9 protein-coding genes and 1 tRNA gene are annotated in these 14,095 nt (G+C 67.6%); 8 read left to right on the top strand and 2 right to left on the bottom strand.

All coding sequences use genetic code 11. From position 1 onward, the window contains the following. Positions 1-51 precede the first annotated feature (51 nt). The gene (locus tag INP57_RS25925; RefSeq protein WP_200072973.1) at positions 52-2,412 is read left to right on the top strand and encodes a xanthine dehydrogenase family protein molybdopterin-binding subunit; all 2,361 of its coding nucleotides are present in this window, start codon (positions 52-54) and stop codon (positions 2,410-2,412) included. 421 nt (positions 2,413-2,833) lie between these two features. Here INP57_RS25925 and INP57_RS25920 read toward each other — a convergent pair whose 3' ends face one another. After that, positions 2,834-4,258, bottom strand: a complete 1,425-nt coding sequence (locus INP57_RS25920) for an MFS transporter (RefSeq protein ID WP_233628300.1) — start codon at positions 4,256-4,258, stop codon at positions 2,834-2,836. A 263-nt stretch (positions 4,259-4,521) separates the two neighbouring features. Here INP57_RS25920 and ligD point away from each other — a divergent pair, with 263 nt between their 5' ends. From ligD to INP57_RS25905, 3 genes are all read left to right on the top strand, one after another. Continuing rightward, positions 4,522-6,111, top strand: coding sequence for a non-homologous end-joining DNA ligase (gene ligD / locus INP57_RS25915; protein WP_307850283.1), 1,590 nt, complete (start codon positions 4,522-4,524; stop codon positions 6,109-6,111). Between the two features lie 232 nt (positions 6,112-6,343). Next, the gene (locus INP57_RS25910; protein ID WP_200072970.1) at positions 6,344-7,651 is read left to right on the top strand and encodes an MFS transporter; all 1,308 of its coding nucleotides are present in this window, start codon (positions 6,344-6,346) and stop codon (positions 7,649-7,651) included. Positions 7,652-7,757: 106 nt separating this feature from the next. Next, positions 7,758-8,246, top strand: coding sequence for a DUF1707 SHOCT-like domain-containing protein (locus INP57_RS25905; protein WP_200072969.1), 489 nt, complete (start codon positions 7,758-7,760; stop codon positions 8,244-8,246). Between the two features lie 4 nt (positions 8,247-8,250). Here the strand turns inward: INP57_RS25905 and INP57_RS25900 are convergent, their stop codons facing one another. Then, positions 8,251-8,712, bottom strand: a complete 462-nt coding sequence (locus INP57_RS25900; RefSeq protein ID WP_200072968.1) for an NUDIX hydrolase — start codon at positions 8,710-8,712, stop codon at positions 8,251-8,253. A 36-nt stretch (positions 8,713-8,748) separates the two neighbouring features. Between INP57_RS25900 and INP57_RS25895 the strand changes: the two genes are divergently transcribed. The 4 genes from INP57_RS25895 to INP57_RS25880 all read left to right on the top strand — a co-directional run bounded on the left by INP57_RS25895 (position 8,749) and on the right by INP57_RS25880 (position 14,086). Continuing rightward, on the top strand, positions 8,749-9,804 hold the full coding sequence (locus INP57_RS25895; protein WP_307850282.1) for a DNA polymerase IV: 1,056 nt from the start codon (positions 8,749-8,751) through the stop codon (positions 9,802-9,804). Between the two features lie 70 nt (positions 9,805-9,874). Then, a tRNA-Pro gene (locus INP57_RS25890) sits at positions 9,875-9,948 on the top strand. A 1,091-nt stretch (positions 9,949-11,039) separates the two neighbouring features. Continuing rightward, entirely contained in the window at positions 11,040-12,329 is a 1,290-nt protein-coding gene (locus INP57_RS25885) for a phenylacetate--CoA ligase family protein (RefSeq protein ID WP_233628298.1), read from the top strand. Then, positions 12,326-14,086, top strand: coding sequence for a prenyltransferase/squalene oxidase repeat-containing protein (locus INP57_RS25880; protein WP_200072966.1), 1,761 nt, complete (start codon positions 12,326-12,328; stop codon positions 14,084-14,086). Before INP57_RS25885 ends, INP57_RS25880 begins: the two co-directional genes overlap by 4 nt. Positions 14,087-14,095 lie beyond the last annotated feature (9 nt).

Here is a 14,095-nt window from a genome sequence, read left to right as displayed (position 1 = left end):
CGGCGCCGACACAGGCTGTGCAGCGGCCGCCACCACGGCTAGGCTCGGATCATGGTCGGATCTCTGCTGGGCAACGAGGTCAACAGGGTCGAGGACCCGGATTTGCTGCGCGGGCGCGCCACCTACGTGGACAACCTGCCGCTGGAAGGCGTGCTGCACGTGGGTTTCGTGCGCTCACCCCTGGCGCACGCGCTGATCTCCGAAATCGACACGAGCGCTGCGGCCGCCGCACCGGGCGTGGTCGCCGTCTACACCGCGAAGGATCTGGACCTGCCGCCGGTGCAGGCGTTCATCCCGGTCGGCGACTTCACCCGCGAGCCGCTGGCCACCGATCGCGTCCGGTTCGCCGGTGAACCGGTGGTGGCCGTGGTCGCCGAGGACACCGCAGCGCTCGCCGACGCGCTCGAACTCGTCGACGTCGACTACGACCCGCTGGACGTGGCGGTGGACCCGGTGGGCGCACTGGCCCCGGACGCTCCGGCGCAGTTCCCCGAGCACGGCTCGAACATCGCCAGCGGCTATCGGGACGCCGCCGGAGCCGACGTGCTGGCGGGCGCCGACGTGGTGGTGCGCGCCCGCATCGAGAACCAGCGGCTGGCCGTGGTTCCCATGGAGGGCAACGCCTTCGCCGCGATCGCGGGCGGACCGGACGACGACCACGAGGTCACCGTCTACGCCTCCACGCAGATGCCGCACGGGTTGCGCAGCGGCCTGGCCGGTTCGTTCGGCTGGGATCAGCAGCGGGTGCGGGTGATCGCCCCGCACGTGGGCGGCGCGTTCGGCGGCAAGGCGGGCGCGGCCGCGGAATACCTGGTGGTGATCGCCGCCGCCCGCGAGCTCGGGCGGCCCGCGAAGTGGGTGGAGTCGCGCTCGGAGAACATGCAGTCGATGCCGCACGGCCGGGCGCAGGTGCAGTTCGCCGAGCTGGGCCTGAGCCGCGAAGGCGACATCGTCGGCCTGCGCGCGCGGGTGGTCGGCGACGCCGGTGCCTACGCCGGTTTCGGCGGTTCGCTCGCGCTCGGCCCGACCCGGCTGATGTCCCAGGGCGTCTACCGCCTCCCGGCGTTGAGCTACGACGGCGTGATGGTCCTGACCAACACGACCCCGGTCGGCGCGTTCCGCGGCGCGGGCAGGCCGGAGGCCGCGGCGATGCTGGAGCGCCTGATCGACATGGGCGCCGCCGAGCTCGGCATCGACCCGGCCGAGCTGCGCCGCCGCAACTTCCTGCGCCCTGAGCAGTTCCCGCACACCACGCTGACCGGCGCCGGCTACGACAGCGGCGACTACGACCTGGCGCTGACCGAGGCGCTGCGGATCGCCGGTTACGAGCAGCTGCGCGCCGAGCAGGCCCGGCGCCGCGCCGCGGACGATCCGAAGCTGCTGGGCATCGGCCTGAGCAGTTACGTCGAGATCACCGGCGGCGGTTCCGGCGAGTTCGCCGAAGTGGACGTGCACGAGGGCGGCGCCACCATCAAGGTCGGCACTTCCGCGCACGGGCAGGGCCACGCCACCGCGTTCTCCATGCTGGTCTCCGACCTGCTGGGCATCCCGATGGAGTCGGTCGAGTTCGTGCAGTCCGACACCGCCACCGTCCCGCGCGGCGGCGGCACCGGCGGCTCGCGCTCGCTGCAGGTCGGCGGCAGCGCGGTGCGCGAAGCCGGGGAAGTGGTGCTGCGCAAGGCAAGCGAACTCGCCGCGGCCAGGCTCGAGGCGTCCCCGGACGACATCCGGGTCACCGACGGCGGGCTCGGCGTCGCCGGGGCTCCCGGCGCGACGGTGAGCTGGGCGGAGCTGGTGCGGGTCGCCGGTGACGGCGAACTTTCCGGCACCACCGACTTCCAGCCGGGTGGCGCCACGTTCCCGTTCGGCGCGCACGTTTCGGTGGTGGAGATCGACAGCGAAACGGGTTTCGTGACGCCGCTGCGGCACATCGCCGTCGACGACTGCGGCCGGATCGTGAACCCGAAGCTGGTGCGCGGTCAGCAGCAGGGCGGTGCGGTGCAGGGCATCGCGCAAGCGCTGTGGGAGCAGATGTCCTACGACGAGGACGGCAACCCGGCGACGGCGACGCTGGCCGACTACGCGATGCCCTCGGCGGCGGACGTGCCCGCGCTGGAGGTCGTCAACACCGAGACCGACACTCCGCACAATCCCTTGGGCGCCAAGGGAATCGGCGAGTCCGCCACGGTCGGGTCGACGCCCGCGGTGCAGAACGCGGTCGTCGACGCGCTCAGCCACCTCGGGGTTCGCCACGTCGACATGCCCGCGACTCCGCAGCGGGTGTGGCAGACGATCCGGGATGCGCGCGCGGGCACGCTGGCCTCGCCGTGGCAGGAGCCGCCCGCCGCGTTCGCGACGTTGCCCGTGCGGGGCGATGAGGTGCAGGAAGACGCCGATGAGGCGGTCGTGTAACGGCCCGAACGGCTTGTGGCATACCTCACCCGCGGCGAGCGAGATCGGGTGAAATACCGGCCCGGGGCGCAGCGATGCAGAGGGCGGGAGATGAAGAGCAGAACCGGTGGCGGGCGCAGCGTCTAAGCACCCAAGATCAGCTAATGCGGCGTTTTCTCCCATGACCGATCAAAATCGCGTTAGCCGCAGGAGAGATCTCCATGAACCACATCGTCGTGGCCCTGTCGATTGAAGCCGCCGGACTGTTCGCCATTGCCGGAGCGATCACCACGTGGACCCGCTCCGTGCTGCGAACCAGCCGCTGAGAGCCCGCTTTCTTAGAACCCGTCGGCAGCGAGCGGGTTCCAAGACGGCGCTGAAACCCGAAACGGCCCCGTCGCCCGGAATGCCCGGGCGGCGGGGCCGTTTTCGTCGCGCGGGCTCAGCCGGCCTTGGTGGCCAGCTGCTGCGCCTCCGCGTGGTCGACGGCGGCAGGCGGCGAACCCGGCAGGCGCTTGCCCGCGGATTCCTTGGCGAAGTAGACCGCCACCGCGCCGATCACGCCCGCGCCCATCAGGTAGTAGGCGGGGGTGTTCAAGTCGCCCGTCACCGCGATCAGGCTGGCGATCACGGTCGCGCTCGTGCCGCCGAACAGCGACACCGAGATGTTGAACGCGATCGAGAGCCCGCCGTAGCGGATGTCGGTCGGGAACAGCGCGGGCAGCGTCGACGGCGAGGTGGAGTTGAAGCACAGCAGCATCAACCCCATCAGCGCCAGTCCGCAGAAGGTGGCCACGGTCCCACCGGTCTTCAGCAGCATGACCGCCGGGATGGACAGCACCACCAGCAGCACGCAACCGGTGTACATCACCGGCTTGCGGCCGATCCGGTCGCTGAGCTTGCCGACGAACGTGATCAGCACCATGGACAGGACCAGCACGATGATCTGCAAGACCTGGGAGACCGTGCTGTCCGTACCCGCGTGGCCGTGCTCCGGCAGCGTCTGCGTCAGGTAGGTCGGCATGTAGCTGGTGAGCACGTAGTTGGTCACGTTGAACACCAGCACGATCCCGCCGCACACCAGCATCGCGGGCCAGTGGTTGACGAAGATCTTGCGGAACTCGGCCAGGGTCTGGTTGCCCTCGCGGGACTCGGACTCCGCGGCGATCTTGGCGAACGCCGGGGTCTCCTCCAGCTTCATCCGCAGGTACAGGCCGATCGCGCCGATCGGGCCCGCGATCAGGAACGGGATGCGCCAGCCCCAGCTCAGCAGCGCGTCCTCGCTGAGCAGCACCTCCAGCAGCGTCGCGAACGTCGCGCCCATCGCGTAGCCGGTCAGGGTGCCGAATTCGAGGAAGCTGCACAGGAAGCCGCGGCGCTTGTCCGGCGCGTACTCGGCGATGAACGCCATCGCGCCGCCGTACTCACCGCCGGTGGAGAAGCCCTGCAGCAGCCTGGCGAGCAGCAGCAGCATCGGCGCCGCGACGCCGATCGTGCTGTAGTCCGGCAGGATGCCGATGATGAACGTGCTGATCGCCATCATGATCACGGTCAGCGACAGCACCTTCTGGCGGCCGATCCGGTCGCCGAGCGGGCCGAAGAACAGCCCGCCGAACGGGCGCACCAGGAACGCCGCCGCGAAGGTCCCGAGCGTGGCGATCGTGCTCATCGTCGGGGAGAGGCCGGCGAAGAAAACGCTCTCGATCTTGACCGCGAGGTAGGAGTACACGCCGAAGTCGAACCACTCCGTGACGTTGCCGATCGCGGCGGCCCCCACGGCGCGCCGGATCACTCCCGGCTCGGTGACCGTGACGTCGTTTACCGAATATTCGCCCGATTCAACATCGGCCGAGTCTGCGTTTGCCAAGGCAAACATCCTTCGCTGTTCCGAGACCGTCCAACCCGGACGGCCGGTGTGCCGCCTTCTTCGCGGCACCTCGCCTGTCAGTTGTCGCGGTGCACCCTAGTGCGCGGACCACCGTCACCGAAAACGTTGTCATGAATAAGGTATTTGTTCGGTGTGCCGGGAACGCGCATTTCGCTGCATTTCCGCGCGCCCTTCGTGCGGGTGCGTGCGGAACGGCGGAGTCCGGATCTTTGCCGCAGGCGGAAATCGGGTATAGCACCGGGGTGGCTGATTCGCGAGCCGATCGATTGGCGAAATACCGGGGCAAGCGCGACTTCACACGCACGGACGAGCCGGCCGGGGCGGAAGGTGCGGCTGCGGCCGGAAATCGGTTCGTGGTGCAGCGCCACCGCGCGCGACGCCGGCACTACGACCTCCGGCTCGAGGCGGACGGCGTGCTGGCGAGCTGGGCCGTGCCGAAGGGCCCGACGCTGGACCCCGCGGCGAAGCGGCTTGCCGTGCACGTCGAGGACCACCCGCTGGAGTACGCCGATTTCGAAGGCGTGATCCCGTCCGGCGAGTACGGCGGCGGAGACGTCGTCGTGTGGGACCGCGGGCATTGGTGGACCTCCGACGGCGCCGACCCCGCCAGTGCCATCGAGGCCGGCGAGGTGCACCTGGAGCTGCTCGGCCGGAAGCTCGCCGGGCACTTCGTGCTGGTGCGCCGCGGCAGCGGGGATCCGGCGAACTGGCTGCTGATCCACAAGGACGACGAGCACGCCGAACCCGGCTGGGACGCCGAAGAGCACCCCCGCTCGGTCAAGAGCGGCCGCACCAGCGAACAGGTCGCCGCCGACCCGCAAGCCGTCTGGCGCAGCGACCTGCCCGCCGCCCGAGCCGAGCAGCCTCCCGCGGCGCACACCTGGCGCCCGCCCGAGGACGCCGAACTCGCCGAACTGGACCGGTTGCGGCGCAAGGGACCTTGGCACTTCGCGGGACGCGAGCTGGCGCTGACCAACCTGGACAAGGTGCTGATCCCGGCAGGCGCGCACGAACCGGCGGTCGAAAAGCGCGACCTGATCCGCTATTGCGCCCGGATCGCACCGGTGATGCTGCCGTACCTGGCCGGCCGCCCGCTCAACGCGCACCGGTTCCCGGAAGGCATCGGCGAACCCGGCTTTTGGCACAAGCAAGCGCCCGAGCACACCCCGGAATGGTTCCGGACCTGGGACTACGAGCACGCCGACGCCGACGAGGCCCGCACCTACCTGGTACCGGAGGAACCGGCGGCGCTGGCGTGGCTGGCCAACTACGGAGCCCTCGAACTGCACCCGTGGACCTCGCGCACCCAGGACGCGCAACGCCCCACGTGGGCGCTGTTCGACATCGATCCCGGCGACCGGACATCCTTCGAGGACGTGCTGGTGCTGGCCCGGCTGCACCGCACCGCGCTGGAGCACCTCGGCGTGCAGGCCCGGCCGAAGGTCACCGGGCAGCGCGGCATCCAGATCTGGGTGCCGATCGAACCCCGCTACACCTACGACGACACCCGCCGCTGGGCGCGGGCGGTGTCCGAGGCGATCGGCAGCACCGTTCCGGACCTGGTCAGCTGGGCTTGGCAGAAGGGCGAACGCCGCGGCAAGGCCCGGCTGGACTACACCCAGAACGTGCTGAACAAGACGCTGGTCGCGCCCTACAGCCCGCGCCCGCGGCCCGGCGCGCCGGTCTCGGTGCCGATCGAGTGGGACGAACTCGACGACCCGGAGCTGGCGCCGGACCGCTGGAGCGTGCGCACCGTGTTCGACCGGCTGGCCGAGGTCGGCGACCCGTTCGCCGCGCTGCTCGGAGTCCGCCAGCGACTGCCCGACCCGTGATCACGTCGTGCGGCTTTGGCTCGCGCGTCGGCGCGATCGGCCGCCGAAGCTCGCCGCCGATCGCGGACTCCCCGGTCGGCAATGCCCGCTCATGCGAGCAGCGGACCGTGTCGCTTCCCACGTCCATTTCCTGGAAATCGTGTCCCGATGGGTGGTCAGCCCGAGTTAGGCTGCGCAGGTTCGAACGCGGGCAGGTTCGAACGAGGGCAGGTCCACGAGGAGGTTCCGGGCCATGGCGGTCGGACACGTTTCCAGCGGCGTCGCGGAAAGCCGCAACTCCACGCGCCAGGTCGTGGTGGCCAGCCTCGTCGGGACCTCCATCGAGTTCTACGACTTCTACGTCTACGCCACCGCTGCCGTGCTGGTGTTCCCGAAACTGTTCTTCCCGGCCGGGGACGCGACGGCGGCCACGCTGCAGTCGCTGGCCACGTTCGCGATCGCGTTCGTCGCCCGGCCCGTCGGTTCCGCGCTGTTCGGGCACTTCGGCGACCGCATCGGCCGCAAGTCCACTTTGGTCGCTTCGCTGCTGACGATGGGGATCTCCACCGTCCTGATCGGACTCCTGCCCGGTTACGGCTCGATCGGCGTGGCAGCGCCGCTGCTGCTGGCGCTGTGCCGGTTCGGGCAGGGCATCGGGCTCGGTGGTGAGTGGGGCGGCGCCGCGCTGCTGGCCACCGAGAACGCGCCCGCGGGCAAACGGGCCTTCTTCGGGACCTTCCCGCAGCTGGGTGCTCCGATCGGGTTCTTCGTGGCGAACGGCCTGTTCCTGCTGCTGTCCGAGGTGATGGACGACGCGACGTTCCTGTCCTGGGGCTGGCGGGTGCCGTTCCTCGCCTCGGCGGTGCTGGTCGCGGTCGGGTTGTGGGTGCGGCTGAGCCTGCACGAGACCCCGGCGTTCGCGAAGGTCGTGCAGGCAGGCGATCGGGCGAAGGTGCCGTTCGTGCAGGTGTTCCGGACCGGCTTCACCGGCCTCGTGCTCGGCACGTTCATCATGCTCGCGACCTACGTGCTGTTCTACCTGATGACCGTGTTCACGCTGTCCTACGGCACCGCGGAGGGCGGGCTGGGCTACAGCCGCTCCGAATTCCTGGTGCTGTTGCTGGTCGGCGTCGTGTTCTTCGGGCTGACCGTGCCGATCGCCGGGCGGCTCGCCGACCGGTTCGGCCGGCGGCCCACGCTGCTGGTCGTCACCACCGCGATCATCGCGTTCGGCCTGCTGATGGGGCCGTGGTTCGGCTCCGGTTCGCTGCCCGCGGTGCTGTCGTTCCTCGTCGTCGGACTGGGGTTGATGGGCCTGACGTTCGGGCCGATGGGGGCGGTGCTGCCCGAGCTGTTCCCGACCGCGGTGCGCTACACCGGGGCGTCGGTGTCCTACAACATCGCGAGCCTGCTCGGCGCGTCGGTCGCGCCGTACATCGCGACGTGGCTGGCCAGTTCCCACGGGCTCGGCTGGGTCGGGGTGTACTTGGCGGCGATGGCGGTGCTGACGCTGATCGCGCTGCTGGTGAGCCGGGAGACCAAGGAATCCGCACTGGATTGATCTCGGCCGTCCGGCCGGATGTTCCGGCCCGAAGGCCGAGGCGCGGCACTCGCGTTCGTCCATAGCCTTGCCGGCGCAACCCACTGCGCAGCGAGAGGAGAACGTCGTGTCGTCCACGAACGTCCCGGCCACGCCCGGGGCCACGGGCAACGAGATGATCAGGTTGTCGGACGCCGACCGGTCGCAGGGGGAGCGGCTGCTCAACGAGCACGTGGTTTCCGGTTGCCTCACCTCGGACGAGTACGGGGACCGGGTCGTGCAGGCCAAGCAGGCACGCACCCGCGGCGAGCTGCTCACGCTGTTCCGCGACCTGCCGGAGCCGTGTCCGCGCTTCGACGAGCGGCAGGACGAGGCGCGGCACGACGAGGTCCGGCAGGACCGGACCCCCGCACCCCAGCCGGCCTCCGCCGTCCAGTTCCCGCGCCGGCACCTGCAAGCCGCCGCGATCGCGGTCGCGATCCCCTGCTCGATCGTCGGTGCGATCACCGGCTTGTTCTACGCGGCGGACGCGCCGATGTTGCTGCCGGTCGCGTTCGTGATCGTGGGGGCGCTGTACTTGGTGCTGCTGACGCTCGGAGACCGGGTCAAGCGCTGACCCCTCAGCTCAACGCCGCCAGCAAGCGGTCGACGAACTCGGCTTGGGCCGGGATCAGCTTGTCCCGCGCGGTCGCCGGGTCGAACCACTCGGCCCGGTCGACCTCGGGGAACGACGCGGTGCGTCCCGAGCGCGGCGGCCACGGCAGCTCCACCGGGTTGCTGACCAGCTGCGCGGGATCGAACTCACCGCGCAATGCCCAGGCCAGCACCGACTTGCCGCCCTTCTGCCGGATCTCGCCGAGCTCGACCAGCGCGCCCGGATCCGGCCGATGACCGGTTTCCTCGGCGAATTCGCGCAGCGCCGCATCGCGCGGTGACTCGTCGTCGCCGTATTCGCCCTTCGGGATCGACCACGAACCGAGGTCCTTGTTCCGCCAGAACGGGCCGCCGGGATGCACCAGCAGCAGCTGCGGCCCGCCGTCCCGCATCCGGTGCAGCAGGATGCCCGCGCTGCGCTTCGCCATCCGACGACCGTACCGGTGCGGTGGCACGCTGAGGGCGTGGAGCGCGTCGTGCTGCACGTGGATCTCGACCAGTTCATCGTCGCCGTGGAACTGCTGCGCCGCCCCGAGCTGCGCGGGCGACCGGTGCTGGTCGGCGGAACCGGCGATCCCACCCGCCGCGGAGTCGTCGCAGGCGCGTCCTACGAGGCCCGCGAGTTCGGCGTCCGCTCGGGAACTCCGCTGCGCACCGCGCTGAAACGGTGCCCGCAAGCGGTCTTCCTCGCCGTCGACCGGGACGCGTACCTGGCCAAGTCCGCGCTGTTCACGGCCGCGCTGCGCGAGTTCGGCGGCATCGTGGAGGAGGCGGGCTGGGACGAGGCGTTCCTGCAACTCGACACCGCCGACGCCCAGCACGACGCGGAATCGGTGCGCTCCGCGGTCCCCGCCCGCACCGGCTTGACCTGCTCGGTCGGCATCGGTGACAACAAGCTCCGCGCGAAGCTGGCCTCCGGTTTCGCCAAACCCGGCTCACCGCTGCGCGACGAGACCGGCACCTTCCGCCTCGACCAGCACAACTGGGCGCCGACCATGCACCAGCGCAGCCCCGAAGCGCTGTGGGGCATCGGCCGCAAAACCGCCGCCCGCCTCGCCGAACACGGCTTGACCACCGTCGGCGCCCTCGCGGCCGCGGACCGATCAGCCCTCGCCGCAACCTTCGGCCCGCGCAATGGCCCCTGGCTAGTGGCACTGGCCCGCGGCATCGACCCGACCCCCGTGCGCGGCGAGCCGTACCGGCCACGCTCCTACGGCCGCGAGTTCACCTTCCAGGAAGACGTCCGCGACCCCGCCGAACTCCGCGCCGAACTCGCCCGCCTGTCCCACCTCGTAGCCGACGACCTGCGAGAACACTCCTGCCGCGCAGGCCGTGTCGTGGTGAAGCTGCGCGACTCGCACTTCCGGACCCACTCCCACGGCACCCCGGTCGACCCGCCCAGCGCCGACCCCGAAACCCTCACCGCCGCGTCCCACCGCGCCCTCGCCCGCTTCACCCCGACCCGCCCCACCCGCCTCATCGGCACCCGCGCCGAGTCTCTGACCAGCGACGAACCCTGAACAGGGACCTCTCGGAGATCGACACCACCCGATGCGCTAAGCTGTCCGCGCACCCCACGGAGGGTGCGGCCGGGACGTGGCGCAGCTTGGTAGCGCACCTGACTGGGGGTCAGGGGGTCGTGGGTTCGAATCCCGCCGTCCCGACGGTCGCGGAAGCCCGCTGATCTAGCGTGAAAGCGCAGGTCAGCGGGCTTTTTGATGTTGTGCTGGTGATCTTGTAGTTGATCTTGCTGGTGGGTGTGCGCCGATTTATGGGAGGAATATGGGAGGACCGGTCGGCGCCGGGGTGAAATGGGGTCGCGTGATGGGAGGATTTCCTTGTCGCCCGGCTGGGTGATCTTTAGTGGGTGGTCGTCGTTCGGGGTGCCGGGCTACTGACGCCTGCTGCAGTGCGTTGACGGGTGGCGCGAACGCTCGGACAGTGCGCGTCGGGGAGTTTGCTAGAGAAGCCCGGTATGAGAAGTTGTGCGGGCCTTGTCTCGGTATGCTGCAGAACTGCCTATCTACTGCATTCGAACTATGGCAAGTTCACATGAGATGCCGATTGCCCAAAGGTTTTTGCTCTTGGGCGTCCACCGCCTCTACGGCAAGGTCGCAACGCGGCGGTACGGCGCAGCTGCCGCCCACGGGGCGGGATCCGTCTCCACCGCCCTACTAGGGGCGCAATCCGTTCGCTAGGCGGTCCAACTCGACGCCGCTGGCATCGTGGTGTCCTCACCAGCCGCCGCGCCACGCGCCGCCACCTCGCGACCATGTTGCGCACATCGGATCGGCCGTGGGCAGACGAACAAACCCGACGTCGACCACCGGCGGGCCGCTACAAAAGTCGAAGGCCCATCCTGGCACCGATCAACGTCAGTAGCACATTCCTCGAGTGTACGCAGGTTATGTCCAACCGATACCGAACGTTACGCTTCGAACCCGGTAACCCCAGTGACGATAGACACTTAGTATTCTCTAAGCGTCGTGTTGACAGTTGTCACATGCATTATCTTGAGCGCAAGAAGGGCAGATGGCGGTCTCTATCAGGCGCGCGCAAGGCGGCCGTCGAGGTGGGATGTAGGGGCATGGCTGCTTGACCAGGTGTTGTCCTCGACATTGCCCAAGTGGTTGCACGGCGCGCGTGTTTAGGCTTAAACTGCACGCTGCTGGGGAAGTTCAGCGAAGCCGCTGCCGCTCACTGGGAACGAGTAACTTTTGGGGGTATTCGTATGCTGATAAATTGTCCAGAACGTATGGACGAACTGCGTTCCGCTAGTAAGGAGATCTCCGGCAGTCGGGGTGGTATCCCGGATTCTTCATTCTATCAAGAAAAACTTCGGACCGTGTGGTGTCGAGCGCAGAAAACTGAATCCTATCGCTCGTTAGGTGAGTTTTCTTGGGAGGCGTTTGCAGGGCTGTCGAGGACGCCAAAAGATCGCCTGAAAGCGACTCCGGGAGAGTTTCTCGCAGGAGCAGCAAGGAGGGAGGTAAAATACTACGAAACGACTGGCACGACGGGGCAACCGACGCCAACGCCGAGAACAGCAGAAGACATTATATGGAACACTGTATCTGTTGCTGAATCGTGGCGCAATCTCTTAGGGAAAAACGAACGTGTGCTCGTTATGATGCCTTCGGACATCGTTCCTGTCGCGGACATGATCGTCGGAGTTTGCGAATACCTCGATCTTCCGCACGCGCGTTGCTACCCGTTCACTACTGGTATATCGGACTGGGACAGGCTTATTGGTCTATGGGAAACCTTGCAGCCTTCTACGGTTTTCATCGCCCCCGGCGTCGCGCTGCAGTTAAGCCGTTTACTCAAAGAACGAGGGCTGCTCGAGCGGTACGGAGCGTCTGTCACGAAGATGATGCTGCTTGGTGAGGTGAGTACCCCGCCGTTCCGCGCGCGCCTTGGGCAATGGTGGGACGCGAGTGCTTTCGACGCCAGCTACGGCAGTACCGAGACCGGTACCCTGGCGACTAGCTGTGCCAATGATCAACTGCACTTGCTGACAGCGACGAACTACTTCGAGTTGGCCACTGACGACGGAGCGGCTCCACTGTCCGACTCCGGTGCGGGACGATTGGTCGTTACGCCCCTCAACTTGCATGCCCGATCTTTGTTGCGATTGGACACGGGCGACGATGTCAAGATCAGCTCAGCTTGCGAATGTGGGGATGAAGCTCCGGTCGTGCAGGTCGTAGGACGTAGCTCCGATGCGCTGCAGGTCCGTAACGCTAATCTGACGGTCCGCGCTGTCGAGGAAGTCGTCTTTGGCGCTACTGAATCCACCGGATACTTGATGGAAGCTGATTCAGCTGGTCAGTTCGCTCGGCTGATATTGGAGCGCGATGTGAACTGGGATCGGGACAGCGAAACGGATATGACGGCGCGGCTCCAAGCATTATCGCAGGACAATCTGGGGCTGCAGTGGGATGAGGTAGTCTTCGTCAACCAGCTGCCCGCTACGACAAAAAGCGGCGCTTCCCAGAAAAATTGGAAGCGATCCAATTTCCGCGTGTTGGAGTCTACGTCATGAGCACAACTGGAGTTGCTGTTGCGCCCACCGGTACCGGGGTCGCCATGGGGGAACCTGATCTCTGGTGCACTTATGCTGCGGTCCGGACGCTGTCCTGGCTCAACCGAATATCCGACGTTCCGCAACTCGAGAAAACCATCGCCCAGCTCAGCGGTCGGCAGAACGCCGATGGCGGTTATGCATGGAGCAAGGGCATGGCTTCAGATGCATGGGCCACATTCTACTGCACGCACGCGTTAGCCGATATTCGAGGTAAAGTGCCTAGGCTGGAACGCACCGCGCAATGGCTCCGCAGTACGTGGTCCGGTGTCGCCTATGCGATGGTTCCAGGACAAGCGCCGGATGCGTGGGCCACGCACTTTTCGACCCGCACCGTGATTGAACTCTGCGGTGATGACGTCCCTGACGCCAGGGCATTGGTGAGCTGGTTGCGGAAGCTACAAGCACCCGACGGTGGGCTGACTTGGTCGCCCGAGCACGCCGAGGACGCCTACCGAACGAACGACAGCACTTCTGACGTGCGTGCCTGCTTTTACGGTGTCATGACGTGGCGTGCCCTGGCCTCGGTCCACCGTGATCTTCCTTTGCCATGGGACGCCCCTGCGCTCGTGAAGTGGCTTCGTGAGCAACAATGTGCGGAGGGCGGATTTCGTTTCGGCACCAGTGCCGAGGTCCCGTGTATGTGGGCGACCTACCGAGCGACTGCCACGCTCCACGCGTTGGGGGTTGAGCCCGCTGAAGCCATCGCTTGCATCGAGTGGATCAAATCATTGCGCCTGCCATCCGGGGCTTTCGTACGGTGGTCGGGATACGACGTCGCTGACGTGTGGGCATCGTTCTGCGCCATCGGTTCCTTAGACGCATTGCAAGCTGACACGGCCGCCCACTCGGAAGCGGTTGTCAGCAGGGTACGCGAGCTTTCGTGTCCTGGAGGTGGCTTCACCTACCGAGAGCCTACTGAGGCGGGAGACGCACTGAGCACGGCCGCCGCGGCATTGACCGCACCCGATGACGATTCGCGATTGGAGAGCTGGCGCCGGTGGCTCGCGGGCTGCCGACTGCCGAATGAGGGCGGCGTGATGTACATGCCGGCGCGGGGTAGTGAGGTTCGTTGCACGCTGTGGGCACTGGCGGCGGGAGCGTGCCGGAACGACGAGGAGGTTTGCCGCAGCATAGCGACATGGCTGCGAGCACTGCAAAACCCTGACGGCGGTTTCGGATACTGGGAAGGCCGCGGTTCGGACTTGGTCTCGACATCCTCCGCCGTGGGGATTCTAGAGGTCCTAGATGTCCCCGTTGCCGATGTGCTCGACGTCGGGCGCCTTGCCGGATTCGTCGTGACATGTGGCGACAGCCCGGCATCGGGGTACGGCAATGTTCCTGGAGCCGCGCCGACCTTGCGCGCCGGGTTGCAGGCTCACCGCGTGCTGCGCTATCTCGGACGAGGATCGTTCGAGGGGGTCGTCGCGCTCCTGGAGCGGCACCGAGTGCGCAGCGGTGGGTTCGCCAATGAGGGAAACCGCATGCCGGACCTGTTGAGCAGCTATGAGGCAGTGGCGACGGCCGATGCCTACGGCATCGTCATCGAGGCTGCCCAGCTCGAAGGTTTTCTCGGGCGCGTGCGTACGCAGGAAGGGACCGCGTGGACCCCACTCGCGCCCGCTGGTGGGGGACCTCTGGCTGACTGCCTCGCCGAACTCTTGGATCGTCGGTTCACTGGACACTTGCAGTGCCTTCCGGCGCTCACGCTTTCCTGAGGAGACGCG

The organism is Saccharopolyspora galaxeae (genome assembly GCF_016526145.1).
Classification (GTDB): Bacteria; Actinomycetota; Actinomycetes; order Mycobacteriales; family Pseudonocardiaceae; genus Saccharopolyspora_C; species Saccharopolyspora_C galaxeae.
Note: the sequence above shows the minus strand (reverse complement) of the source record. Positions and strands in the feature narration are given on the sequence as shown.